We start from the raw sequence: 26,430 nt of genomic DNA on the forward strand, positions 1-26,430 counted from the left end.
TCCATATAGCTTTACGATATAGAATATAGTAAGCTATCCAGTGACAAGGAGACTGGAAGAAAGATTGTATTTAGGTTAGAATAGCTCAACTAGCATGGATTAAACTAACGGGTAACTATAGCCCAATAACAACTGAACTGCACCCCATTTGTTAGGTACCATCTAGCAATTGGAGGTGCAGTTTTTTTGTCAAAATTCAATTAAAACCGCACTACTTTACACTTTTGAATATTCGGAGCAGCATGCTTCTTTCTACTCGATTATGCTGAAGAGCAAGGGAAACATGGTATTTCGAAACCAAATGGAGACCATGTTTAGAAAAAGTCTGATTAACATCTGGATTCAATCAATCTCGATCAGGACAGGAACAGGGACATTACATTACAGTACAATAATTGTTGGTCGATCATCTATTGATTCTTATAGAAAAGATGCTTTAACTCATCCCATTTCCGTTTTGGTAGTCATAATTGTTGATAAATGAGGGATTGAATCCGAATAGATCATAGTAGATACCTCTCAGTATCGCAAGGATTCAAATATATAATTATATGTAGATGAGAATAGACATAAGCTCTTCAAGGATTCGTTTTGTCTGATCGTTAAACAAGTGACATACCTTTTGAATAGAGATAAGCCTTGCAAATTGAATGCAATTCCGGTTTGGAACAACCATAGCGTCCAACCACGTTTTGCGGGTTAGTTAGTTTAGGTCTTTCCGATAACTTGCATGCCTTTTGAAAAATGAAAGGGTGTGTTTAGTATAGAAACTATCTTTCTTGGATGGTCAGGGTTGAACGAGTATCTACATAATGAAATAAAGACCTGTACTGGGTACTCTATTGGTTTGAACAAAGAATCAATACGAATAATCACTAACTGCCATGATCAGATGAGAAACGCTGTAAAACTTGAGTTGACAATGGTGCTAATCGGCTTTTTGTTGTAACGGTACACCATGAATGGAAACAAATGTGTGGCACAGATAAGAGGGTGACCAAGCCGTTGAAATTGTCGGTCTATAGGAATTAAAAAAGGATTAGGATATAAGGAATGCAGATTTCTCTCCTGTTCCTGAAAACGTAAAGAAAGGGGGGAAATAAATGGCCATTTTATCAACTGGACCGATCGAGAATAATCCCGTTAGTGGTGTAAGACCAACAATAGGGATTACTGGCGCCACGGGGAGCACGGGCGCGACTGGAGATACAGGTATCACTGGTGTGACTGGCACTACCGGGAGCACCGGCACTACTGGGCAGACAGGAACCACCGGTGTGACTGGTGCGACAGGACCTACTGGGGTAACCGGCGCAACAGGTGCAACTCCTACGTTTGTAGACTCATACTTTAATGGTAATATTCAACCTCAGACAATTGCTTCTGGATCAAATATTTTAAATATTACTCCAAACCAATTTACTGCACTTACTTATAATGCAGCAACAAGTGTTTTCACAATACAAAATGCAGGTTTGTACAACATAAGTGTTGTACTAAATCTTGCAGCTGCTACATTAACAGGAGCAACAATTGGGCTATCACTAAATAATTCTACAGCATTTCTGGCTCCTGCTGTAACCACGGCAACAAGTGGTCAATTGGTTTTAGTTCAAGTTCAGTCCTTGGCTGTTGGAGGTACACTTCAATTTAGGAATATATCTGGGTTTCCTATTACCATTGCTAATTTATCAGTAATAGCTAACAGCGCAGGTCATGTAACTATTTCAAGGTTCTCAGCCTTCTTTTAATTATTGGTAGTATTTTGTTGTTTTCTACGCTCTTTAGAATCACGGCAGTACCAATCATTTTTAATACCCCCTCAAGGTAGACAGTGAAAAAAAGAGATCATTTTAGAATGATCTTAACACTGCAAACTGGAGGGGATTTTTGTTATGTGCGAGCATAATAAAGTGAAGGAACAAATAAAGAGGCTGTTCCTCTGCTGATGGTCAAAACCCCATTTTGTAGACATTATAAAAAGACCCTAGGCTGCAAACTGGCGTCATTTTTCTTAGTTTTCGTTGTGGCCGATTCGGTTGTAAAAACGGATACACCATACACTCACTGACAAGTCCTCTAAATAGCCTGTGATTTCCTGTTACATCCTGGTTTTCATAACACCTACGTTGGTATAAAGAATGCATATCTGTCGCAGGACAAGAACTTGGTTCCATTGCTGAAAAGTAATTGTAAACTCTAGTATGAACACTAGAGTACCTTTGTTGATTAAAATCGCTTGGCCTGTTTCTAATTCATAGTCCATTCCGTTCACTCTGATAACCAGTTTTCCATGGGTAACCAGAGTAATCTGCAGTTCTTCGTGCCAATGTAAATCATTAAATCCTCGTCCCTCAGGAACCCTTGTTGAAGAAGTAGCTATGTACATAATGTATGGAAATGAAGTATCCGGGAAGATGATGGTCTCGTGAAGCTGTTTTACTATTCAACGTCGTTCTTTCTGATATTGACGATTTTTATATATAATACAGTGATATTATTACACAAAACAAATATTAATGATGATATTATTATATCCAATTCTGTCGCCGGGATGTACAGATTGTTTATATCGGTGATCCTTATGCTTCCTTTTGTTCATTGGAAAAGCCTGCGTTTCATGGAGATGAGAAAGGAAGATTGGAGTATCAAGGGAAGCATTAATAGGAGATGGATTGTCTTTATTAGGAACGCTTCTGGTTTCGGCATATATGCTGGCAGGACAAAAGGTGAGTCATAAAATAGATGCAAACATCTACAGTGTTATTGTTTTTTTCCTTGGGGGCTGCGTGATGCTGGTTTAAAATTTGTTAAACCATACCTCTTTAGTGGAATATAACTCTTCAGATTGGATCTACTTCTTTTTACTTGTGTTGATTCCTACTATTTTTGGACAATATCTTATTAATCTGCTGTTGAAATCTTTGGGTGCGACTACGGTCTCTGTAGGTATCATCGGAGAGCCTATTCTTGCTATAATTCTTGCCTATGCATTCTTGGGAGAATCCATTTCTGGCTTTCAGTTCATAGGTGGAATGATGACTATACTAGGTATGGGGGGGATTTTCGGGCAAAATCATGGAGCTATAACGTTGCTAATGATCAAAAGTAATTGGTTAGTAATGAACTGGGCAGTCAAATCTAAAAGTAAAAGAGGAGAATGTTTACATGGCAACTATTGATGATTTATTGAAACTGGATATTCGTGTTGGAACAATTACACACGCTGCATTTTTTACAGAGGCAAAAGTACCTGCAATTAAACTTGAGATAGATTTCGGACCAGAGATCGGAATCAAAAAATCTAGTGCACAAATTACTAAAAGATATGTGGCCGAAGATATCGTAGGGAAACAAGTCGTCGGGGTAGTGAACTTTCCTCCGCGTCGTATAGCCGGATTTAACTCCGAGGTACTGGTGCTAGGTGGAATTCCTGAGAAGGGGGATGTCGTGCTATTAACCCCAGATATTGAGGTCCCTAATGGAACATCAATCGGATAATAAATAGTTTGCTGTTTGGTCAGTTTAAATATATATTTCTTCAGAGCGTCAGCCATGGAAGATAAAATATACTCCTGGCTGACGCTGTTTTATTCTAATTTCGTTAACTTATTAATTAGTTCGCAGCCATGCCAATTCTTAAAGGTATCCAAGAGTAAGTTTAGATATAGTTATTTTGTCTTTCTTTATAGTTATTTAAGGATAACGATCATTCCTTTAGAATAGATACATACAAAAGATGCCTGATATCGACGACATATGAAAAATTTTCGCAAAGTATTGTTAGAGGCTCTTAGCAACGTTTAAATAAAAGGATCAGAAGCTCCGTTGTAAATAGAGATCCTGTGGAGGAGATAGCATATGGAGAGGGTTATTAATCCTTTTTTACCGTTAAATGAATATATCCCGGATGTAGAGCCCCACGTTTTTAATGACAGGGTCTATGTGTATGGTTCCCATGACAGAGAAGGAGGAACTACGTTTTGTGAACTGGATTATGTAGTGTATTCTGCCGATGTGAAAGACCTGACGGATTGGACATACGAAGGAACGATTTATAGTGCCTCGCAGGACCCGCATTCAACAGAGGTTGTACAGGGTGGAGGAGAACGAAAGTACTTATACGCACCAGATGTGGTGCAAGGAAACGATGGAAGATACTATTTGTACTACTGTTTGGCAGCGCACTCGGGTAAAGGAGGATTCAATGGGCCGATTTCTGTCGCCGTCTGCGATACTCCTGCTGGAAAATATGAATACTATGGAGATGTTAAATACCCGGATGGCAGTCTCATGCTTCGCTTTATTCCATTTGACCCGGCGGTCATCAATGACGAAGGAAAAATCTATCTTTACTACGGGTGGGCGCTTCCAGTAGGGCCGACGAATAGCAAACTGGTAAAAGGCATCTATAATAAAGTTATGCAAGGAATGCTCCATAGAACCATGGATGAAATTAAATCAGAGGCGCAGGGCATCATGGGGGCAAATGTGGTAGAACTTGAGGCAGATATGCTAACTGTTAAAAGTGAGCCCAAACGAATTATACCTTGTGAGATGGAAGCCAAAAATACGGATTTTGAAGGACATGCTTTTTTTGAAGCAAGTTCTATACGAAGGATTGGATCAACATATTACTTTATCTATTCTTCTTTTGTAAATCATGAACTCTGCTATGCTACAAGTATTTATCCCGACAAGGACTTTCAATATGGTGGAGTCATTATTTCCAATGGAGACATTGGGATGAATGGCAGAAATCCTAGAGATCGACTTGCAATCACGGGAAATAACCATGGAAGCATCGAATGTATCGATGGTAACTGGTATATTTTTTATCACAGACATACACATATGAGTTCTAATTCCAGACAGGTATGCGCAGAACGAATCAACATTCTGAACGATGGTTCCATTCCACAAGTTGAAATGACTTCGTGTGGCCTGAACGGAGGACCATTGGAAGCATCAGGGGAGTATCCAGCTGTTATTGCCTGTAACTTGACAGATGGACGAATGCCTCACTTGACTAATGGAAGCAGTAAAAAGATAAAACCACACATTACACATCGGGCTGATGAACGCTTCATTACTAATATTAGCAATAGAACGCTTATTGGTTATAAATATTTTAATTTTCAAGGTACAACAAGACTCACTGTAAAGACAAGAGGCCAGGGAAGTGGAACACTGATTATCTCGGATGAGCCGGGAAAAAAACGTGCTGCAATCAAAGTCGATGCATCGGATACTTGGACATTAGATAGTACGCTTATAGACTTAAAGGGGACGCATGCTTTGTATTTCACATATTCTGGGAATAAGAGCATTGAGTTTCTAAGTTTTTCGTTTGAAAAGTCAGAGGGGTAATGTGAAACTTGTTAGAGCCAGCCAATAAGCTGGCTCTTCTCTATGTAATTTAAGGATACCGTCAATACTGATGGGTACTCTGTCAATACGTTTATCTGGTGCGGAATTCCTGTGGAGTACAACCATAGTGCTTTTTAAAGATTTTAATGAAGTGCGGAGGAGCCAAAAATCCGAGCTCCTTGCTGACATCTGCAATTTTCAAGTCGGTGTTTAACAGGAGATATGAAGAGCGCTTCATACGTAAATGATACAAATAATCTCCTATGGTTTCTCCGGTAACTGTTTTATATACCTTGGAAAGATACACTGGATGAAGGCCAACATGTTCTGCGATCATCTGCAGTGAGATTCCCTCAGCAAGATACTCCTGAATATACGTCCTGACATTTGAAGTAATTTGCTCATGGGCATTCTTCAATTGATGAGAGGTCTTTTTCCTACGCAGATCAATCATTTTCTCTGCCCATATATATATTCGTTGGCTGGATAATTGGCTTTTCTTTCTGATTAGAAAATCAAACTCTTCGCCAAGAAGCTCCTCAACCGTTGCTTCCTGTGACTTAAATGATATGGAAAACGTAGAAGACAGATAGAGCAGGACCATAAATAATTGATCATGAGAAAGCTCTCTCTTGGGATCATTTAAAAATAATATTCTGGCAATTTTGCTGACCGCCTCGTCCCAGTTCCCCGATTCCAGCAGATTAGGCAACAAAGGTGGCTCGTGCAGATTAATCAAATTTTGTTGTTCATGAGATTCGGTGTCTTTTTTGTCTAAAGTGATGAAATAACTTTTGTTTTCGCCAACATTGCGGTTGATGGCAGACACGGAAGCCATGTACAGGTCTGATAGAGATTCAGGAAAGGTATGCTCTTTACTCAAACATATCGATACTGCACCCTTCAGGAACTTTTGTACATTATTTTGCAGTCTGATCGCATAGGAATCTACCGAATCGAGTACGTTACGGTCATTATTTTTTATCAGGAACACGAGATACCCCTGATCCGTAATGCAGTGCCATAATTTAAAAGGATTTTGAAATATCTCTTCCGTTATATTGCTGACGGCGTACTCTAACAGCGATAAAGATCGGAGATCATAACCGGAGAATTCTTCCTCCATTCGGATGACCATCATCTTGAACGGATCGGCCGAACTAAACGGAAGCTTCAGCATACCTAGCCGCTCTGCAAGAATGTGATCGCTCATGGCTTTGTTCTGAAGAAGATCATTGAGAAGCTGGTTCCGAAGCAAAGGCAAATTGGCATGAAGGGCATGCTGTATTTGTTGAAAAGAACTGATATTCTCCCATTCGTGCTCGATATCTTGTATCGCAGCCGTAACGGAGTGAATCAATTCACCGGTATCAATTGGCTTGAGAAGATAATTCGTTGCCTGATACTGAATTGCTTTCTGGGCATATTCAAACTCATCGTGACCCGATAAAATAATACAACGTATTTTATTAGAAAACCGTCTAATCTCCAAAATCAACTCGAGACCATCCATCTCAGGCATACGAATATCCGTAATCATAATATCAATCGCGTGTCTGGATGCAATGTCCAAAGCCTCAGCGGCAGAGTATGCTCTGTGTACTTCCTGGATACTGTATTCTTCCCAAGGGATGGTCAGTGCCAGGCTTTCAACAACTGATTTCTCGTCATCCACTATTAATAAATCATACATAGCTAGTTCCCCCTCGTAGCAAAGTTGACTGTATCACTTATTGTAGAGTGGAGGTGGACTCATTTCAATGGATGACCACTCTAATCACCTCCAATCTTAAGATAACGATACTCATCTTAAGATATCCTTATCATTCAGATTGCGTTATGTAACCTTAAGAAAGAGATATTTCAATCATTTTGCCTTTCCCGTAGTATAAATATGAAAGCTTACAAGCGCGGTGGGAACATTACAAGGATCTGCTGTTCATGAGGAGACCTGCCGGGAGATGAAGGAGTGTCGAGAAGATGAGTCGTGACATCAAACAACTGGTAAAACAATTAACCTTGACTGAAAAAGCCGAGCTATGCTCAGGGAGTGCTTTCTGGACTACACAAGCTGTAGAAAGGTTAGGAATTCCTTCGATCATGATGACAGATGGTCCTCATGGACTGCGTAAGCAAGCAGGCGAGGCAGATCACCTGGGTTTGAACGAGAGTGTGCCTTCAACCTGTTTTCCTTCAGCGGTTGGCCTGGCCAGTTCATGGAATCGTGACCTTGTTCAACTTGTAGGAGCGACGATCGGAAAAGAAGCACAGGCAGAAGATGTAGCCATTCTGCTCGGCCCAGGGGCTAACATCAAACGTTCCCCGCTTTGCGGGCGCAACTTCGAATATTTCTCAGAAGATCCTTATCTGACTGGAGAACTTGCCGCTGCTCATATAACAGGTGTTCAGAGTCAGGGAGTTGGAACGTCTCTGAAGCACTTTGCGGTAAACAACCAAGAGCATCGTCGTATGACGACAGATGCCATTTTAGATGAACGGACATTAAGAGAAATCTATTTGACCGGATTCGAGAAAGCAGTCAAACAATCACAGCCATGGACGGTTATGTCCTCATATAATAAGGTTAATGGTACATATGCTTCTCAGCATGAGTACTTACTCACTACTATCCTGAAGGAAGAATGGGGTCATGAAGGTTTTGTAGTCACGGATTGGTCTGCGGTGAATGAAATTGCACCAAGTATTGCAGCAGGTCTGGGGCTTGAGATGCCATCATCCAACGGAGAAGGACCAAAACAGATTGTAGAAGCGGTAAACCGAGGGGAACTGACTGAAGAGCAATTGGACCGTGCCGTAGAGAGGCTTTTAGGTATCATTTTCAAAACGGTTGATAACAACCGTCCCGATACCACTTACGACCAGGAACAACATCATCAGATTGCCAGAAAAGCAGCATGTGAAACGATGGTTCTATTAAAAAATGAACATCAAATTCTCCCGCTTAAAAAAGAAGGCCACATTGCTGTCATCGGAGAGTTAGCCGACAAAGTAAGATATCAAGGCGGGGGCAGTTCCCATATCAAACCAACCAAGCTGGATAGCGCCTTTGAACAGATGGCCTTGCTTGCAGGCTCTAACGCAACGCTCACATACAAGTCAGGTTACAACCTCGACTCCGATGAGAGTGCTCCGAATTTGGTAGCTGAAGCGGTTGAATCTGCAAGAGCAGCTGATGTCGCCGTGTTGTTCATCGGTCTGCCTGACCGCTACGAGTCCGAGGGATACGATCGATCACATCTGGATATTCCGGTGAACCAGCAGGAACTTATAACAGCCGTTGCTGCTGTCCAGCCTAACGTGGTGGTTGTGCTCAGCAATGGCTCACCTATTGTTATGCCTTGGCTTAACAATGCAAAAGCTGTACTTGAAGCGTACCTGGGTGGACAGGCTGCAGGAGGAGCAATCGCTGATCTGTTATTCGGAGAAGTTAATCCCAGTGGGAAGCTGGCAGAGACTTTCCCGCAATCCTTAAAGCATAATCCATCTTCGCTGTTCTTCCCTGGTGATGGGGATCGGGTCGAATATAGAGAAGGCATTTATGTGGGTTATCGCTATTATGACGGCAAAGATATTGAACCTTTATTCCCCTTCGGTTATGGTTTGAGCTATACTCAATTTGAGTATTCACAGCTGAACGCAAGCCAAACGGAATGCAAGGATACAGATATAATCACTGTTACGGTTAACGTGAAAAACATAGGGCAACGGTATGGTCAAGAAGTGGTACAACTATATGTTCATGATCGGCAGACAACCGTTAGCCGCCCTGAAAAAGAACTGAAAGGTTTCGCCAAGGTTTCTCTTGAGCCGGAGGAAGAGAAGACTGTTACCTTTAATTTAGATAAACGAAGCTTTGCGTATTACAATATTGACTTGAAGGATTGGCATGTTGAGAGTGGTGAGTATGATCTCCTGATCGGTTCTTCATCTCGTCAAATCATCCTGCAAAAGACCGTTCATGTAGAATCGACTTCACCTGAAATCATTCCAGTCTACGACCGTAACACAGCCCTGGGAGAATTGCTCTCTAATCCGAAAACCATGGCTGTACTGGGACAATTGCAGGGATTTGCTCCACAAAGTGCTGAAAATGCCCACTCAGATGCAGTCTCTTCAGAGATGATTCAAGCATCCATGCGTTATATGCCACTGCGAGCTCTTATTCCTTTTACGGGGGGAGCACTTACAGAAGAGTTGCTCTCACAGCTTCTTGCAGGCTTGAATGCAGCCGTGCGCCAGTAAAGAGTAGATGAACTAAAAAGAGTAGACAAAGTGGAATCGTCCATAAGAATGACTTATGGGCGATTTTCTTATACTATTATTACATAGCAAGCTAATGATGTACGAAAGGGCATGCACTAAAGTACATATAACCCATAGACAATTCGTAATATAATGACTGGATGAGAGGTGATTCCATGAAAAATATGTCCAACCACCCCGGCTTCCTTCAATCAAGTATGGATGAGGATTATGACAAGATTACTTCCTCCCGTCTTCCCATTATCATATGGACCGTACTGGTGACCATCGTCACTGTCGCGTTACAAACTATGTCTATTCCCCTCCTGGTGCCCACCTTGTTTTTTATAATGATTATGGTCATTCACATGTATCTATACTGGCGTGTGAACGATATTATCAACCGTTCCAGAGCACTGTATCTAATGATCCAGGGAAGCCTTATTTTTGGGAGCTCGATCATCATGCCCGATGGGCTTCCTGTCATACTTATTGGCTTGATTCCTGTATTAATAGGGCAAAGCGTAGCTATTTTTTTTGAAACCAAAAAGGTGGTTTTTGTAGCTTTTGTGCTGTATCTTTTCTTTTGCCTGATCACCTTGTGGATCAAGAATGTACAGGATCTTGCATTGTTCATCCCGTTACTTATGCTTATGATTGTCGTTGTTATGGCGTATGCGCTCCTTTACTATCGGCAGGTTAATGCCAGGGTTCGTACGCAGACATTTCTGCGTGATCTGGAACTGACCCACCAGAAGGTGGAAGAGCTGACGCTGGCCAACGAGCGTCAACGAATGGCAAGGGATCTGCATGATACGTTGGCTCAGGGGCAAGCCGGACTAATCATGCAATTGGAAGCGATAGACGCATATCTGAGCCGAGGGAACATCGACCGAGCTCATGAGATTGTTTTGTCATCCATGGGACAGGCCAGACAGACACTGGGCGATGCGAGAAAAGCGATTGACGATCTAAGAACCAGAGCTACACCTGCCGTCAACTTTAACGAGGCGATTCATGATCAACTGCAACGCTTTAGACTAGCGACAGGAGTTGATGTCAATTTGGAATTTAACATAAAGTCTGTTCTGTCCGGAGCTAAAATGGAGCATGTATTGCATATGTTGAGTGAAACACTGACTAACGTGGCACGTCATGCGCAGGCCAGTAGTGTATCCGTAAACATTTGGGATAATCATCAACAATTTCACATGGTAATTAAGGATAATGGAAGAGGTTTTAACATTGGAAAAATTGGTAAAGAGACAGGACATTACGGCCTGATCGGTATTCATGAACGGGCTCGGCTGATAGGTGGGCAAATTCATATTGAGAGCAATAATGAAGGTACTACAATAGAGCTATCTGTACCTGTATAGTATGGGAGGAAAAATAATGAAGCATAAAGTTCTGATTGTAGATGATCATTGGGTGGTACGTGAAGGGATGAAATTGATTCTTGGAACTGATGACAACTACGATGTTGTCGGAGAAGCCGAGGAAGGAAACGCAGCCTTGGAACAGATGGACGCACTGAAGCCAGACGTCATTCTCATGGATCTGAATATGCCGGGTGGATTGAGTGGACTAGATACATTGAAGATCATGAACGAAAAAAACATACAGATTCCCGTAATTATTTTGACCACATATAATGAGGACGAACTTATGATCAATGGGCTGGGATTGGGAGCCAAAGGATATCTGCTGAAGGATACAAGCAGAGAGAATCTGTTCCGCACTCTGGAGTCCGCTCTGCGTGGGGAGACATTGCTGCAGCCTGAAATAACCGCCAGAGTATTTGCGTATCGGGACAAGCCCGCAGCAGAAGTGAAACCGAAAAACTCACTATCGTTGACTGAGAAGGAATTAATCATCCTTCAGGCAGTGGCTCGTGGGCTTCGCACCAAAGAGATTGCTTTTGATATGGGAATGGCAGAACGAACCGTTAAGGCACAGTTGACCAATATCTATAACAAACTGGGCGTAGATTCACGTTCGGAAGCTGTCGCTGTATCCGTGGAAAGGGGCATCTTGCATTTGTAAATACATTTTATATTAATATATTATTTTCCATATCAATGGTCAGCGAGTGCTAAAACCGCCCATTGGTGCTTCCCAAACGTACATCAAGGGCATGCCCTTATGTACGTTTTTTCTTGTTTAATTTCAGATATGATGAATTCACGAGGTTGTCCGACATCAAGATAGCCCAGATATGCAGCAACGAAGGGAGACGTCAAAAAATATGGCAAAATTATTATTTCGACTCGGTGAGTGGTCGGTAAGAAAAAGGAAAATGGTGATCGCAGGAGGTTTGATGCTTCTACTGCTTGTGGCCGCCTTGGGTCTTGGGTTGGGAACGTCCTTTACAGGAGAAATGACCATTCCGGGAACCAAATCGGAACAGGCTGGAATAATATTGAATGAAGAGTTCCCATCCTCCGGTGATGGTGGGCAGATCAGGTTAGTATTCAAGTCTGAAAAGGCAACACTGGAATCGGAATCGAACAAAAAATGGATTGCAGAAGCATTAAAAGAGGTTCAATCGGATTCATCGGTAACATCTATCGTCAGTCCGTATGACGCCGGCACGCTAAGCGCAGACAAGAAAATTGGTTATGCTGATGTTACATACAGCCAGCCAGCCAATGAAGTAACAGAGACTTCCAAAGAACATGTTCTTGGTGTCGTAGAGAGACTGCAGGATCGTGGAATTCAAACGGAACTTGCAGGGAGTGTCGCTTTTTCGGAGCTTGAGATAGGAGGTACTTCTGAAGTCATCGGGGTTCTGATAGCGTTCATGATCCTGGCTTTCACATTCACATCGTTTCTCGCAGCAGGATTACCGATCCTAACCGCAGTTGTAGGACTCGGTATAGGCATGATGATTATCGTCATTGGCTCAAATGTAGTTTCTATGGCTTCATTCTCCATTACACTGGCTGTTATGCTGGCCTTGGCTGTAGGGATCGATTATGCTCTGTTCATCATGTCCAGGTATCGTCAACAACTGGCAGCAGGATTTGAGCGAAATACAGCCATTGCTCAAGCCAATGCAACAGCAGGTAGCTCCGTCGTCTTTGCAGGAATAACCGTTATTATCGCCCTGGTTGGTCTGTCGGTCGTACAGATTCCATTCATAACCATGATGGGATTGGCGGCAGCTGTAAGTGTATTCGTAGCAGTATTCATTGCTGTCATTTTTGTTCCTGCCGTATTGGCAGTTGCAGGAGATCGAATTAGTCCGGCACGTGAGAACAAATGGCTGCGGAAATGGTCTGGTCCCAAAAAAGCAGAGGGAACAGAGAATCGTTGGGGCAAGATTGTGACACGCAAACCTTGGCTCACTGCCATCCTGTGTATCGTTTTATTGACGGTTTGTACTATCCCGTTCCTGCATATGCAACTCGGCCTACCAGATAGCGGTTTAAAATCCACGGATACAACAGAACGTCGAGGGTATGACCTGCTTGCGGAAGGCTTTGGAGAAGGATTTAATGGTCAACTGGTTGTAGTTGCTAGAACAGCAAAAACGGAAGATCCACAAGCGGATATTGCCAAAGCAACCTCATATATCAAAAATCTGCCTGATGTGGCAAGTGTAAATCCTTTAATTCCGAGTCCTTCCGGGATGGCCGCAATCATTACGGTGTTACCGAAGACAGGCCCTCATGATATCAAAACGACCGAATTGGTCCAAACTATTCGTGCGGAAGCGGAACAGGTGATGAAAGATAATAATGTCGAAATTATGGTTACCGGCGGCACGGCAGTCAATATAGATATCTCGGAGAAACTTGACGAAGCATTGCCGAAATTTGCAATATTGATTGTAGGTCTCGCCTTCGTGTTGCTCATGCTGGTTTTCCGATCCATTCTGGTTCCAATCAAAGCCGTACTTGGATTCCTGTTCACCCTTGGGTCAACACTGGGGGTTATCGTTTTGGTCATTCAAGATGGATATCTGGCAAATTTCTTTGGTATTCCCGAACCTGGGCCGGTGCTGAGCTTCCTGCCAATTCTGGTTACAGGTATTCTCTTCGGACTTGCCATGGATTACGAAGTATTTTTGGTAAGCCGGATGAGAGAGGATTATAATCATACTGGAGATGCAGTGAAATCAATACGAAGTGGTATTACTCACAGTGGTCCTGTTGTAAGTGCCGCAGGTTTGATTATGATCGCCGTCTTTGCGAGCTTTATCTTTGCCGGAGATGCCATGATCAAATCCATGGGACTAGCACTTGCCTTTGGGATTTTGGTAGATGCATTCATCGTTCGGATGACACTTGTCCCGGCGGTGATGACCCTATTAGGGCGAAGCGCTTGGTATTTGCCGAAGTGGCTGGATCGAATTCTTCCTAATATTGATGTGGAGGGAGAATCCGTGATGAAGGATACTCATTCTATCGATACCTCTATTTCATCAAAAAAAGATGAAGAATCGGAAAGTTCAACTTTGATGAGTAAAGAGAAATCAGGTTAGGGGGAGGAGTAGATGTCGAAAGTACGCATTTTTGCAGATAGTATCTCGGATGTCCCACAGGATTGGATTGACCAATATAATATTGAAATTGTACCTTTATATATTGTTTTTCAGGAAAAGTCCTACGTTGACAGATTAGAAATCAATGCAAAAGACATGTACAACTTGGTTGAGATATACGACCAATTGCCAAAGACAGCTGCACCTCCGCCTGCAGATTTCATTCAAGCGTTCCGTCCGGTTATTGAAAGTGGAGAGGATATACTGTTTATCAGTATGTCCTCTCATCTATCATCGACGTATCAGAACGCCTTGGCGGCGGCGAGAGAGTTCCCTGCAGGGCGGATAACGGTTGTTGATTCGTTGAATGTAACCGCAGGAACAGCCATGAGTGTACTCTTGGCTGCGCAAATGGCTTCGGATGGAAAAAGTGCCCTCGCGATCGCCGAAAGGCTTGAGAAAGTAAGGCATGAAATCCAGTTAAATATACTCGTTGACAATCTCGATTATCTTCATAAAGGTGGGAGAGTCAGCAGCATTCAAAACATGATCGGAAGTATACTCCGAATTCGTCCCGTTTTATATGTGAGCCACGGAAAGGTGCTTTCCGGAGTGAAGTATAGGGGAAGCAAGGAGAGAATTGTAAAAAAACTTTTACAAGATATCTTGAGCCATATTCATCGTATTGATCACGACCAGATTATCATTGCCCAGACACTGGAAGAGGAAACTGCGGAGTGGATACGCAACATGATTCTAGAAGAGACCTCTGTTCGCAATGTACACATCATCGAAGGCGGCTGCTCCATATGCTCTCACAGTGGTCCTCATAGTCTGGCAATCAGTTTTATCCTGAAGTCGGAGCCCCTTATTCAGGCTCTCAAATGATCAAGGAACAGTTTTTTCAGGATTTTAAACTGCTGCACTTCATTGACTTGGGTCTGGAATGCATCAATACCGTTCAACATCGCCATCTTTTTGGAAAAGTTTCCAAACACATTAATCATGGTAATAATGGTTTCACGAGTATTGCCATCCGTCTGCAAGGACCCGTCCTGTTCACCAAGTTCCGCAAGCTCGGTAAACAGGGTAATCAGTTTATTATAATTGGCCTGATAGATTTCTATATCGTCCAGAGAAAGCTTCGACATGGAGACGTAACATTCGAATGCCTCAATTAATTTCGAGTTCCGTTGATGTTCCGCCTGTTGGAAGAAAATAAGTGTATCAAAGATTCTTTCCAGCTTGTCATAACAGGTTCCTTGATCGTGTATAATGCCCTCGAACACTTCGATCTCGGTTTGAACAATTTCGGAAGCGACCGCAACAATTAACTGGTCTTTTTTTGGGAAATAACGGAATATGGTAGCGACGCCCAAGCTCGCCTCAGCGGCGATCTCCTGCATCGTTGCTTGTTCGAAACCTTTATTGAAAAAAACGATTTGAGCTGCTTCAATAATACTTGTGCGACGCTTCAATTTTAGATCGCTGCGCTCGTTTTCAAGCCTTTGCCGGGGTTCTATTGGAAAAACCTCCTTGTTCGATTTAACTCAGACTATGCTAACAAACATGACACTTTTCTGTCAATTAAAAATCAATAATGCCTCATACATCAAAATTCAAGTGATGTATGAGGCATTTTGTATAGACTTTATTATTCAAGTTCTCGATCATTTGTGGGAAGGGACCAGTGAATTCTCACCCGCATACCGCCGAGTGGACTTTGATCAAATTGGATACCTGAATGAACAGGGTCATGAATACGCAGACGTTCAGTGATGTTCCACAGGGCACAACCTATGGTATCTATAGGAGGTTCGGCAAGTCTAACCATGAGGGAGTTGATCTCGTCAAGTGTCATCCCTTTTCCATCATCTTCAACAGTAAGAAGAATACCTCGTTCGGTCCGTTCTACCTTAACCTGTATATAACCTGAATCACGCTTCATTTCAATTCCGTGGATAATACTGTTTTCCACCAAAGGCTGGACAAGCAGCTTTGGAATTGGAATAGAACTGAGATCATCGGGCAGTTCAATATGATAGGAGAGTCGTTCCATACGCAGACATTGAATTTCAAGATAATTCCGGACGATACCCAGTTCTTTTTCCAAACGGGTCATTGGTTCATTCAGACGGGTCGTATATCTGAAATACTCCGCAAGATTCTGGGTCATGGCCGTAACGGCTTCCTCGTTGCCAAGTCGCGTCATGTTATTGATGAAAAACAGGCAATTATAAAGGAAATGCGGATTGATTTGAGCCTGCAACTGCTTGAGCACAGCTTCTCGTGCTATGATTTGTTCCTTATATACTTTCTCGATCAAGTCTTCGATCTGTTCAGCCATGTCATTGAACTGTCCATACAAATAATCAAATTCATTGCTGCTCTGCCTCTTAATACGATAAGAGAAATCCGCGTGCTTGAGAAGTCGAACCCCTTTCAGAAGAACCAGTATAGGAATCTGAACTTTACGAAAGAGGACAACGATAATCGTCAACCCTGCCATAAACAGCATAACGCAGGCGGAGTAGAACCAGATTTGGCTGGTTTTAATGGGTTGCAACACCTTATCCAGAGGCATAAAGTCAATAAGATACCATTCAAGTTGTTGTGAATACACATAGTTGACGATATAGTCAGAACTATTAACAGAGACTGTCTCGGTACCGGAAGCAGGCTTAAGATTAGTGATGACTTGGTCTAAAATAAGGGAGGTCAAGGGGTTCGCGTTTTTGCGAGTAATGGATCCCTGATTCGGATGATAGAATACGGCCTCATTCTCTCCCTGATGTGAGTTTTCTACAAGTTCCTCCAGATTGCTCCGAGGGAACTCCATTCGCATAATTAGCTCGGAATTCGTCTTGTATTTATAAAATGCCCCTGTAACCAGATCTATTTTCCACCCTGACTGTGGTGAATCATTCTCAGGAGACTGCATCTGATTTTCCGAAGATACAATCCATTGATTGAGTAGGACGGAGTAGATGGATATTTTGTTACTCCATCCTTCCGAAAGACTTTGAAGTTTCACTCTGGCCTCAACATTCTGAATGAGCTGAACCTGTTCAAATGTACTCATGACGTCGATGGATCGAAGGAGAGCAATCGTATTATCCGTTTCCAGTGTAATGGCAAGCATATTTAACCGATCTATGTTCTGGTCGAGTGTATTTACTACAAATTGAACCCGATTAAGGTTGTTGGCCTCAATATCTTTTTTGACCGTATCCAAGCTGGACTGGACAGAGAAGGTGTACATGATTAATACTGCTGCAAGCATAATCAAAGTAATTGCCACCATGTTCAGGAATGTTCTGTACTTCTGCTTCACACCGTTATTCCCCCTGCCAATGATGTAAATATATCTCATTGTAGGGCGACTAAAGGAGAAACACAAGTGAATCAAAGAGTAATAGAAGCGTAAGTTAAGATTGAATTATGGAATGTTGAAATAGCGTTATTTCGATCCCATAGTTGTCACGATATGATTAAGATGAAATAGATGAAGGAGAATTTTGAATATGAGCTGGAGGAAAAAATCCCTGCTTCTGTCCGTCCTTTGTTTGGCTCTATTGACGGCATGTGATGAAACAACTCCCCAACAGGAACCTGTTAAACATGAAGTCGTCCTAACCACCGTGAAGATGGATGAACCAACCACCGTATACAAAAACAGCGAAACGGCGTCCGATAACGTACATATACGTTGGGCCAAGAAGACATTGGGGGTGGATATTCGCACACAATGGAGTGCTCCGGTGGAGGATTACGATATGAAGCTTAGATTAATGTTGTCTTCCGATGATCCACTTCCTGATGTATTTTCATCTAAAGTCATGGATACGACGAATCAGTTCCTGACTTCAGGAAAGGTATTGGATGCGGGAGAAGCCTTTGATCAATACGCCTCTCCCACCTGGAAAGCGGCTATGGCAGAAGTTCCTGAAGCCTGGCAACCGTTCATTGAAAATGGTAAAAGAATGGCGATCCCCATTATTACTGAACAAGCTTCACAAGCTGTACTATGGATCCGTAAAGATTGGCTGGATAAACTGGGACTTGAAGCCCCGCGTAATCTGGATGAACTCGAACAAATCATGAAAGCCTTTACTTATGATGATCCGGATGGGAATGGGTTAAAAGATACCTACGGCATTGATTTTGCCATCAAGGATCAGTATCTGGCTTCCCCAACAGGAGATATCTCATGGGTATTCGGGGCTTATGGAGCCCTTCCTGAAATATGGGGTGAAGATGGAAAGGGACAGTTGATGTACGGCAGCATTCAACCGGAGATCAAAAAAGCACTGTTGAGACTGAGATCATGGCAAAGCAAAGGATATATGGGAAACAACGTTGCATTACAAGATTTCAGTCAAGTTAACGAAAACGTAATTGCCGGCAAGGTCGGAATTGTTGCAGGACCACGATGGTTTGCTGACTATCCGGTGAAGCAGCTCATAGCTAGAGATTCTCAAGCAGAATTTATTCCTAATCCGATACCAACGGGTCCTGATGGAACAGCAGGGAGACTGGCGGACAATTCTTACAGTGCTGCTCTCCTTATTAGCAAAGACATTTCTGAAGAAGCGTTACAGGCATTTTTTAAATACCAGAACTATTTATATGAAGCAACTGTAACCGATGATCCGTCTTTCTTAGCGCCTATCAAAACGGGTATGACTATGTTCTGAAACAGGATGGATCTATTAACAGTGAGAGCAGTACAATTCAAGGAGGAAAAGTAAATACCTCCAAATATACATTGTTTAGCCAATATGCAAGCTATCCTTCACGATTTAAAGACGCCATTCTAAAACTAGGTAAAGGTAAACAACTGAATGCTTATGATCGAGCCGCCTTTTTCAGTATGGGGGTAGACCCGAACAACCCGGATGAGTTGCCGGTTACACAGGCAGACGTTGTTGAGGCGACTCAGGAAAAAATAGACCAACGAAACCTGTTTCAAGGACCGGCGACGAAAATAATGCGATCAAGGAACACCTATCTGCAAAAGATGGAGTTGGATACCTTTAATTCTATTATTTATGGCGAGCAGCCTATAGAGGCTTTTGATGATTTTGTTAAGAAATGGCTCAAATCTGGCGGAAAACAAATGACGGACGAAGTGAACGAGTGGTACAGGTCAATCCAATCTCAATAATGCAGAACAAAGTTGTGAGAACGTATTCAACGATAATGGAGGGTAAAGTCATGAAAATCACAAATTTAAAAACAAATCATGTATCCAATCCGTTAGGATTCGCAATAGAATATCCAAGCTTGTCTTATGTTGTTACGGAGACTACGGCAACTAAACAGATTGCTGCACAAATAGAAATAGCGCTGGATGAAGCCTTCATTAACATCGTTTTTGACAGTGGTAAAAAAGAGGACATTGATTCACTCGCATATATACCGTCTCTGACATTAGCTCCAAGGACCCGATATTACTGGAGAGTACGGGTATGGAACGAACGTGGTGAAGATGCCATCAGTGAGACAGCTTGGTTTGAAACCGCAAAGCAGGAAGAGGCGTGGACAGCTCAGTGGATCACCCCCGAACTGGACAGTTCAGTCCATCCTGTCTTGAAAAGAAGTTTCGAAATTGCGGGTTCAGTGGTAAAAGCCCGTGCATACGTATGTGGTCTGGGTGTTTACGAGATGATGCTTAATGGCTCCAAGGTTGGAGATGAATATTTGGCTCCCCATTATAATGCCTATCACAAGTGGTTGCAGTATCAGACCTACGATATTACAGATATGCTGCAGCTAGGTACAAACACGGTTGATGTAGGCCTCGGAAACGGTTGGTACAAAGGTCGCTTTGGCTTTGAAGGGGATACAACAGGGGAACTGTATGGAGACCATTTTGCACTACTCTCCGAAATCATTATTACCTATACAGATGGTACCGAAGTCGTATTTAAAACAGATACGTCCTGGCGCGCTACCCGCTCCCAGGTGTTGGATAGTAACATCTATGATGGAGAAATCTATGATGCTACTCTGGATGTTTCTGAGGAATATCCTGTAAAGGAAACCTATCTCGGCTATGAGCGTCTGATGGCTAGAAAGAGTCTCCCCGTTGTGATCAAGGAAACAATAAAACCGATCGAGGTCCTCATCACTTCAGCTGGGGAGACCGTCATTGATATGGGACAAAACATGGTAGGCTGGCTGCAATTTCGCACTCAGGCACCGCGTGGATCAGTCATTTATTTACAATATGGCGAAGTACTTCAGGATGGTAATTTCTATCGGGAGAATCTTAGATCGGCCAAGGCGGAATATACGTATACATCAGATGGCAATGAGGCCATCATTCGACCCTACTTTACGTTCTACGGCTTCAGATATATCAAAGTAGAGGGTTGGATTGGTAAGTTGGACTTGGACGATTTCACAGGATGTGTTGTTTACTCGGATATGGACCGCATCGGATATTTGGAGACAAGCCATTCAGGAATCAACCGTCTATATGAGAATGCACTATGGGGTCAAAAAGGAAATTTCCTGGATACACCTACAGATTGTCCGCAACGGGATGAACGAATGGGCTGGACAGGTGATGCACAGGTCTTCTCAGGTACGGCTAATTTCAACATGGATACTTACGCATTCTTCAATAAATACGGCTATGATCTATGGATGGAGCAAGAAGATCGTGACGGTATGGTCCCTATGGTTATTCCAGTTGGAAGAGTGCAAGGCGGTGGATCTAGCGCCTGGGGCGATGCAGCCACAATTATTCCATGGAACAGTTATGTGCACTCTGGAGATAAGGGAATTCTTGAGCAACAGTTCGACAGCATGAAGGCATGGGTGGACTTCATTAAGCGCACAGATGACGAATCAGGCGGCAAACGATTATGGACAGTAGGTTTCCATTTTGGTGACTGGCTCGCACTCGATGGGGATAATCCTGACTCTCCAATGGGCGGAACAGATAATCATTTTGTGGCTTCAGCGTATTACGCTTATTCAGCAGATATTGTAGCGAAGGCAGCCAAAGTTCTGGGACATGGAGACATCGCGGAGACCTATGCGCAACTGGCGCTAGAGGTTAGAGCAGCGATTAAGGATGAATTCTTTACTAGCAATGGACGTCTCGCTGTAGATACGCAGACGGCATATGCGGTAGCCTTGTTTAAGAATCTGGTGCCTGAAAAACACACTCCGCGGATTGAGGAAGACATCCGCATGCGTCTGCGCAAGGACCAGAACCATCTGCGAACAGGCTTTGTCGGAACACCCTATCTGAACCGGGTTCTGTCAGAGCATGGAAGCAACGACATTGCATACACACTGCTGCTTAATGATGATTATCCAAGCTGGCTGTATGCGGTCAATATGGGGGCGACAACGATCTGGGAGCGCTGGAACTCTATTCTTCCGGACGGGAAAATCAGCGAAGATGGCATGAACTCCCTTAATCATTATGCTTATGGAGCAGTTGTGGAATGGATGTATCGGAATATGGTAGGAATCAACCCTGTCGAGGACAAGCCAGGATTCCGTTACGCATTATTGGCACCTCTGCCTGATTTTAGAATCCAATGGGTAAAAGCTCATGTAGATACAGCAGCGGGGCGGTACAAGAGTGAATGGCGATTCGACGAGCAAGGTCATTTGTTCTTCAGCTTCTCCATACCGTTCAATGCAACAGCTACGATAAAACTGCCACATGCTCAAATGGAGAATGTGACCCTGAACGGTGTTATCCTTACCGATTCCGGATTACCTGTTACACAGGAAGAAGAGAATACCGTAATTGAAGTGAGTAGTGGTACGTATGAAGTAAACTATGCTCCATCCAAAGCATACAAAAAAATTCTTAGCACACACACTCCACTCAATGACTTGCTACGTAATGAGGGAGGCCGCGAAGCTTTAAGCGAATTCTCACCAGTCTTTGCTACGTTGAATCCAGAAACCATTGGGCCAATGGGAGAAGCGAGTGTACGTGAATTGGCCAGTTATCCATCCTTCAGCGCACCTGAAGAACAGTTGGATGAACTCGATCGCAAGTTGGCGATGGTTCAGCTTGACCAATGAGTGTAGCAGGGTACGTCATATTCCAAAATTTGAAAGTCGCATTCGGAAATGATAGAATTGATATTGTATTGATATCCAAACTATCATGTATTCGGGAGGCGTTGTAATGTTTACCAATGGTAACAAGGGACATTCGAAGTCGGGAGTTGATTTTCTTGATAAATCGTTTATAAATACTCCCTTTCCGGTCTACGAGGAGCTGCGAAACGAAGATCCAGTGCACCGTTTTCTGCTGCCCAGTGGTCACTTTGCATGGATGATTACTCGCTACGAAGACGCCGTTGAGATTTTGCAGGATAAACGCTTTGTGACGAACCCTCCGTTCATGGGGAATGTTGAGGGGTCAGCTCCGCCACATCAAGAGATAATTTCTCGTAATTTGCTTAGTGTGAACCCGGAGGATCACCGCCGTCTACGGAGATTGATACAGAAAGCTTTTACACCCCGTATGATTGAGCGCCTGCGCGGTAGAATTGTAGAAATAAGCGATGAATTGCTTGACAAGGTACTGGCGAGTGGAAAAAGGGAACTGGATCTGATCGAAGATTATGCTTTTCCCCTTCCGATCATGGTTATATGTGAAATGTTGGGGGTTCCTCTAGAGGATCAGGACAAATTCCAGGAGTGGTCCAATACCATTATGGAGGGATTCAACAATCCACAAATGAACGAGAAGAGCGATGAGGTCATGAAGGCATTCGTAGACTATCTGCATGTGTTGATCACAGAAAGACGCCAACATCTTCAGGAAGACCTGATTAGCGACCTCATCAGCGTGGAGGAGGAGGGAGATGTTCTTTCGGAGCAGGAACTATATGCCCTTGTCTTCGTTCTAATCATTGCAGGCCATGAAACAACCGTGAATCTGATCGGGAACGGTATGCTGGCGTTGCTTGATAACCCGGAGCAGAAGCAATTGCTCTTGAATGATCCTGAATTGATTCATCCAGCCCTGGAAGAGATCCTTCGGTATAACGGACCGGCTGAAGTGAGCAACATACGCTGGGCTACTGAAGATGTAGAGTATGGCGGAAAACATATTCGACAAGGGGAGATGCTCTTTGTTTCGTTTTCATCTGCAAATCGTGATCAACAGCAGTTCCCCGAACCGGATACGTTTGATATTACACGTAAGGTGAATAATCATATTGCCTTTGGAAAGGGCATACATTTCTGTCTTGGAGCACCCTTAGCGAGACTAGAAGGGGAAATTGCTATTAATGCGTTACTGCGTAAAATGCCTGATATTCGTCTGAACACAACAGAGGAATCATTGGAATGGCGCCCAGGCATGATTATTCGCGGATTAAAAGACTTCCCGGTTTCGTTCTGATTTACATTAAATGAGAAACGTACTTATTCATATTGAATGAAGAGAAGCCACGATAATTGTGGCTTCTTTTTTTATAAGGTACTCAACTCCGATATTGTATTTGGATTACGTTATTTCATCTTAACAACGCGTTATATCCGTATTCCTGTATGGATCTTACAATAAAGATATGAAAGCGAATTCAGTACGTATCCATCAAGAGTATATCGGAGGGAAAAAGTTATGGGAGTTGCAGTAAATGACCAACACGTCACCGTTGGCACAGACACACCTCACCAACCTGAACGTGAAATCCCGACTAAAAGACTGATCGGAGATTCCATGGGGCAGTTTGGACTCAACATTTCAAGCGGATTGCTGGGACTAATAACGTATTATTACACGGATGTTGTAGGAGTATCGGCAGCTATTGTCGGAACCGTACTATTGGTTACCAAACTACTTGATGCAGTTGCTGATGTGGGCATGGGCGTGCTCGTAGACCGGACTAAATCCAAGTATGGGCAAGCACGTCCTTGGTTACTCTGGATGAGCATTCCGATGTTTGTATCGTTGTTATTGTTATTTTCAGTTCCGGATATCAGCGTCACAGGTAAAATTGTATATGCCATTATAACCAATCTGGTATTTTACATTATGGTCTATACACCTACATTCATACCATACTCAAGTTTGATGGCCCTGACTACACGCAACACCTATGAAAGATCTTTAATGGGTATTATCAGATCAAGTAGCGGTTATTTAGCAGGAATGGTTGTGGCGATTGCTTTTCTTCCTATTGTCAACGCTATGGGTGGTGGCAGAAGGGAATGGACTATATTAGCCGGGATCTTTGCATTCGTGGCTGCAGCAGGAATACTCATCGCCTTTTTCTCCAACAGAGAGAAATATAACAATGTACAATTGGATGAACTTGGCGCTTTTCAGGAGAAAATTCCACTAGGACAAGGGTTGAGAATGTTAATTTCCAATAAATACTGGCTTCTGATGTTCACTGTTGGGACCTTTTCTAATATTTTGTTCGCTTTAGGTGTTGCTGCAGGAACCTATTACGCCAAGTACATCTGGGGAGATGTGAATCTGATTGCCATTATGGGAGGCATAGGTCTAATTCCGGTCGTCATCGGTTTTAGCTTATCCGGACCCTTTATTAAAAAGTTTGGCAAACGCAACACAGCTCTTGGTGGGGTCATCATTGGTTTGATTGGAGCAACGGCCAGATTGATTGCACCCGAGAGTATTATGCTAGGACTTGTGTGTTCGATATTCCAAACCCTTGGTACAATTCCTCTCATGGCAGTTGGAGGAGCACTCATCACGGATACGATTGAATATGGAGAATGGAAATTCCATAAAAGAATGGTTGGATTAACGAATAGTGTTAATGCCTTTGGCAACAAGGTGGGTACTGCTTTAGGAGCAGCCATGATTGGATGGTTGCTTGCCTTAGGCGGTTACGTGGAACAGGCGAGCGAGCAGGGGAATGCAGCTAAACAAGCTATTATTGCATTGAACATTTATGTACCTATTGTTGTAATGGCAGTGATTGTAATCTGTCTGTTCTTCTACAAACTGGATAAAGAATTCCCTAAAATCCTCAAAGATCTTGAAGAAAGAAGAACCGCTAAAATTTAAATTGAGAACGCTTCAATATGCTATAAATGAAAATTGTAGAAGAAGCACTGGAATGGATTCATTTCAATGAGAATTGCAAATTCCGACAGTAAATGATATCTTAATAATCACATTGATAGCAATACTATCAACTAAAAATTTTACACACATCATGTATCGGAGGATGAAGAATAATGGCCTACAATGAAAATATTAAAATCGGTGATTTGCTGAATAATGAAGAGGCGGTAGCAATTCTAACTAAACATTTACCCGAGTTTATTAACGCTCCTACATTTAAGATGGCTTCCAATTTCACACTAAATCAGTTGGTAGCGGTTCCTCAAGTGGATATTCCTGAAGTTACATTGATAGCTTTAAAGAATGATTTGGCTGGTATTTCAATTGTGTCAGGAGAAACTCCGAAAACCAAACCTGCGGTTGCTGCAAACAAGCAATCGGATTCCCTGGCAGGGAAAGTCATTACAATCACAGGAGCAGGCAGTGGAATAGGAAGAGCAAGCGCCATTCTGATGGCAGCCAGAGGAGCCAAGCTGGTTCTGGTCGATTATAATACTGCAACAGGACAAGAGACACTGGAGCTAGTAAAGGAGCAAGATGGCGAAGCCATTTTTGTACAAGCCGATGTTTCCAAAGAAGATGATGTCCAGAATTATATCCAGCAAGCTGTTGATACTTACGGAAAAATTGATGTAGCTTTTAATAACGCAGGAATCATCCAACAATTCCAAAGTTTCCATAGCATGAGCCTGGAAGACTTCAATCGAATCATCGATGTCAATCTGAAAGGTATATTCCTCGGAATGAAACATGCACTTCGAGTGATGGACGAACAAGGATACGGTCATGTCATTAATACTGCATCTACAACAGCCATTCGCGCTGAACACAGCTTGGCTGCTTATACAGCCAGCAAACACGGCGTTGCCGGTTTAACCAAGGCAGCTGCACTTGAATACGTCCGAAAAGGAATTCGAGTTAACGCGATCTGCCCTGGAGGGGTAGCTTCCGCTTTGACAGCTGCTGTTCCACAAATGCTGCAAGACAGCGGTTATATGCCAGAAGAGTTTCCTAATATGAGAATTGGACGGTATGCTGAACCAGAGGAACTCGCTGAAGTCGTTGCATTCCTGGCTTCGGACGGATCAAGCTATATGACTGGTTCCATTATCGTGGCTGATGGTGGCCTTACCCTTTAAGAATTCTAAATGGACACTAAATTAGAAATGATGAGAGAGATATACAATGAAGCGTTTAAAAGAAGAAGGGATGCATT

The 26,430-nt window shown here is 42.9% G+C and carries 18 protein-coding genes and 2 pseudogenes; 16 read left to right on the forward strand and 4 right to left on the reverse strand.

Translation table 11 applies throughout. From position 1 onward, the window contains the following. Window positions 1-202: 202 nt before the first annotated feature. Both BS614_RS20130 and BS614_RS31850 read left to right on the forward strand, forming a co-directional pair. Window positions 203-390, forward strand: a pseudogene (locus BS614_RS20130) (TetR/AcrR family transcriptional regulator); the annotation flags it as partial. A gap of 713 nt (window positions 391-1,103) precedes the next feature. Continuing rightward, on the forward strand, window positions 1,104-1,751 hold the full coding sequence (locus BS614_RS31850; RefSeq protein ID WP_074095310.1) for a hypothetical protein: 648 nt from the start codon (window positions 1,104-1,106) through the stop codon (window positions 1,749-1,751). A 461-nt stretch (window positions 1,752-2,212) separates the two neighbouring features. Here the strand turns inward: BS614_RS31850 and BS614_RS20140 are convergent. Next, window positions 2,213-2,446: pseudogene (locus BS614_RS20140) on the reverse strand (AraC family ligand binding domain-containing protein); the annotation flags it as partial. A 361-nt stretch (window positions 2,447-2,807) separates the two neighbouring features. Here BS614_RS20140 and BS614_RS32195 point away from each other — a divergent pair. The 3 genes from BS614_RS32195 to BS614_RS20160 all read left to right on the forward strand — a co-directional run bounded on the left by BS614_RS32195 (window position 2,808) and on the right by BS614_RS20160 (window position 5,370). Then, window positions 2,808-3,182 (forward strand): DMT family transporter, encoded by a 375-nt coding sequence (locus BS614_RS32195; protein WP_074095313.1) that lies wholly within the window; start codon window positions 2,808-2,810, stop codon window positions 3,180-3,182. After that, complete coding sequence (gene csaA / locus BS614_RS20155; RefSeq protein ID WP_074095314.1) at window positions 3,169-3,501, forward strand: chaperone CsaA; 333 nt, start codon at window positions 3,169-3,171, stop codon at window positions 3,499-3,501. Before BS614_RS32195 ends, csaA begins: the two co-directional genes overlap by 14 nt. A gap of 360 nt (window positions 3,502-3,861) precedes the next feature. Beyond that, window positions 3,862-5,370 (forward strand): family 43 glycosylhydrolase, encoded by a 1,509-nt coding sequence (locus tag BS614_RS20160; protein WP_074095315.1) that lies wholly within the window; start codon window positions 3,862-3,864, stop codon window positions 5,368-5,370. Between the two features lie 91 nt (window positions 5,371-5,461). Here BS614_RS20160 and BS614_RS20165 read toward each other — a convergent pair whose 3' ends face one another. After that, window positions 5,462-7,063, reverse strand: coding sequence for a response regulator transcription factor (locus BS614_RS20165; RefSeq protein WP_074095316.1), 1,602 nt, complete (start codon window positions 7,061-7,063; stop codon window positions 5,462-5,464). Between the two features lie 287 nt (window positions 7,064-7,350). Between BS614_RS20165 and BS614_RS20170 the strand changes: the two genes are divergently transcribed. The 5 genes from BS614_RS20170 to BS614_RS20190 all read left to right on the forward strand — a co-directional run bounded on the left by BS614_RS20170 (window position 7,351) and on the right by BS614_RS20190 (window position 15,010). Continuing rightward, entirely contained in the window at window positions 7,351-9,633 is a 2,283-nt protein-coding gene (locus tag BS614_RS20170) for a beta-glucosidase family protein (RefSeq protein WP_074095317.1), read from the forward strand. A 176-nt stretch (window positions 9,634-9,809) separates the two neighbouring features. After that, window positions 9,810-11,012 (forward strand): sensor histidine kinase, encoded by a 1,203-nt coding sequence (locus tag BS614_RS20175; protein ID WP_074095318.1) that lies wholly within the window; start codon window positions 9,810-9,812, stop codon window positions 11,010-11,012. Between the two features lie 16 nt (window positions 11,013-11,028). Beyond that, the gene (locus BS614_RS20180) at window positions 11,029-11,679 is read left to right on the forward strand and encodes a response regulator (RefSeq protein ID WP_074095319.1); all 651 of its coding nucleotides are present in this window, start codon (window positions 11,029-11,031) and stop codon (window positions 11,677-11,679) included. 202 nt (window positions 11,680-11,881) lie between these two features. Then, entirely contained in the window at window positions 11,882-14,122 is a 2,241-nt protein-coding gene (locus BS614_RS20185) for an MMPL family transporter (RefSeq protein ID WP_074095320.1), read from the forward strand. Window positions 14,123-14,134: 12 nt separating this feature from the next. Then, window positions 14,135-15,010 carry a DegV family protein gene (locus BS614_RS20190; protein WP_074095321.1) on the forward strand — a complete coding sequence of 292 codons (876 nt, stop codon included), beginning with the start codon at window positions 14,135-14,137 and terminating at the stop codon, window positions 15,008-15,010. Here the strand turns inward: BS614_RS20190 and BS614_RS20195 are convergent. Both BS614_RS20195 and BS614_RS20200 read right to left on the reverse strand, forming a co-directional pair. Beyond that, window positions 14,995-15,600, reverse strand: a complete 606-nt coding sequence (locus BS614_RS20195) for a TetR/AcrR family transcriptional regulator (protein WP_074095322.1) — start codon at window positions 15,598-15,600, stop codon at window positions 14,995-14,997. The genes BS614_RS20190 and BS614_RS20195 overlap by 16 nt on opposite strands. Window positions 15,601-15,776: 176 nt before the next feature. Next, window positions 15,777-17,456, reverse strand: coding sequence for a sensor histidine kinase (locus tag BS614_RS20200; protein ID WP_074095323.1), 1,680 nt, complete (start codon window positions 17,454-17,456; stop codon window positions 15,777-15,779). Window positions 17,457-17,646: 190 nt separating this feature from the next. Between BS614_RS20200 and BS614_RS20205 the strand changes: the two genes are divergently transcribed. The 6 genes from BS614_RS20205 (at window position 17,647) to BS614_RS20230 (ending at window position 26,353) form a co-directional block, all read left to right on the forward strand. After that, window positions 17,647-18,819, forward strand: coding sequence for a type 2 periplasmic-binding domain-containing protein (locus tag BS614_RS20205; protein ID WP_074095324.1), 1,173 nt, complete (start codon window positions 17,647-17,649; stop codon window positions 18,817-18,819). 71 nt (window positions 18,820-18,890) lie between these two features. Further along, on the forward strand, window positions 18,891-19,289 hold the full coding sequence (locus tag BS614_RS20210; RefSeq protein ID WP_074095325.1) for a type 2 periplasmic-binding domain-containing protein: 399 nt from the start codon (window positions 18,891-18,893) through the stop codon (window positions 19,287-19,289). Window positions 19,290-19,339: 50 nt separating this feature from the next. Continuing rightward, window positions 19,340-22,183, forward strand: a complete 2,844-nt coding sequence (locus tag BS614_RS20215) for an alpha-L-rhamnosidase (protein ID WP_074095326.1) — start codon at window positions 19,340-19,342, stop codon at window positions 22,181-22,183. A 106-nt stretch (window positions 22,184-22,289) separates the two neighbouring features. Beyond that, window positions 22,290-23,516, forward strand: a complete 1,227-nt coding sequence (locus tag BS614_RS20220; RefSeq protein ID WP_074095327.1) for a cytochrome P450 family protein — start codon at window positions 22,290-22,292, stop codon at window positions 23,514-23,516. 222 nt (window positions 23,517-23,738) lie between these two features. Beyond that, complete coding sequence (locus BS614_RS20225) at window positions 23,739-25,154, forward strand: MFS transporter (protein WP_074095328.1); 1,416 nt, start codon at window positions 23,739-23,741, stop codon at window positions 25,152-25,154. Between the two features lie 446 nt (window positions 25,155-25,600). Then, complete coding sequence (locus tag BS614_RS20230) at window positions 25,601-26,353, forward strand: SDR family NAD(P)-dependent oxidoreductase (RefSeq protein WP_074096925.1); 753 nt, start codon at window positions 25,601-25,603, stop codon at window positions 26,351-26,353. The last annotated feature ends 77 nt before the right edge of the window (window positions 26,354-26,430 follow it).

This window comes from Paenibacillus xylanexedens (assembly GCF_001908275.1).
Lineage (GTDB): Bacteria > Bacillota > Bacilli > Paenibacillales > Paenibacillaceae > Paenibacillus > Paenibacillus xylanexedens_A.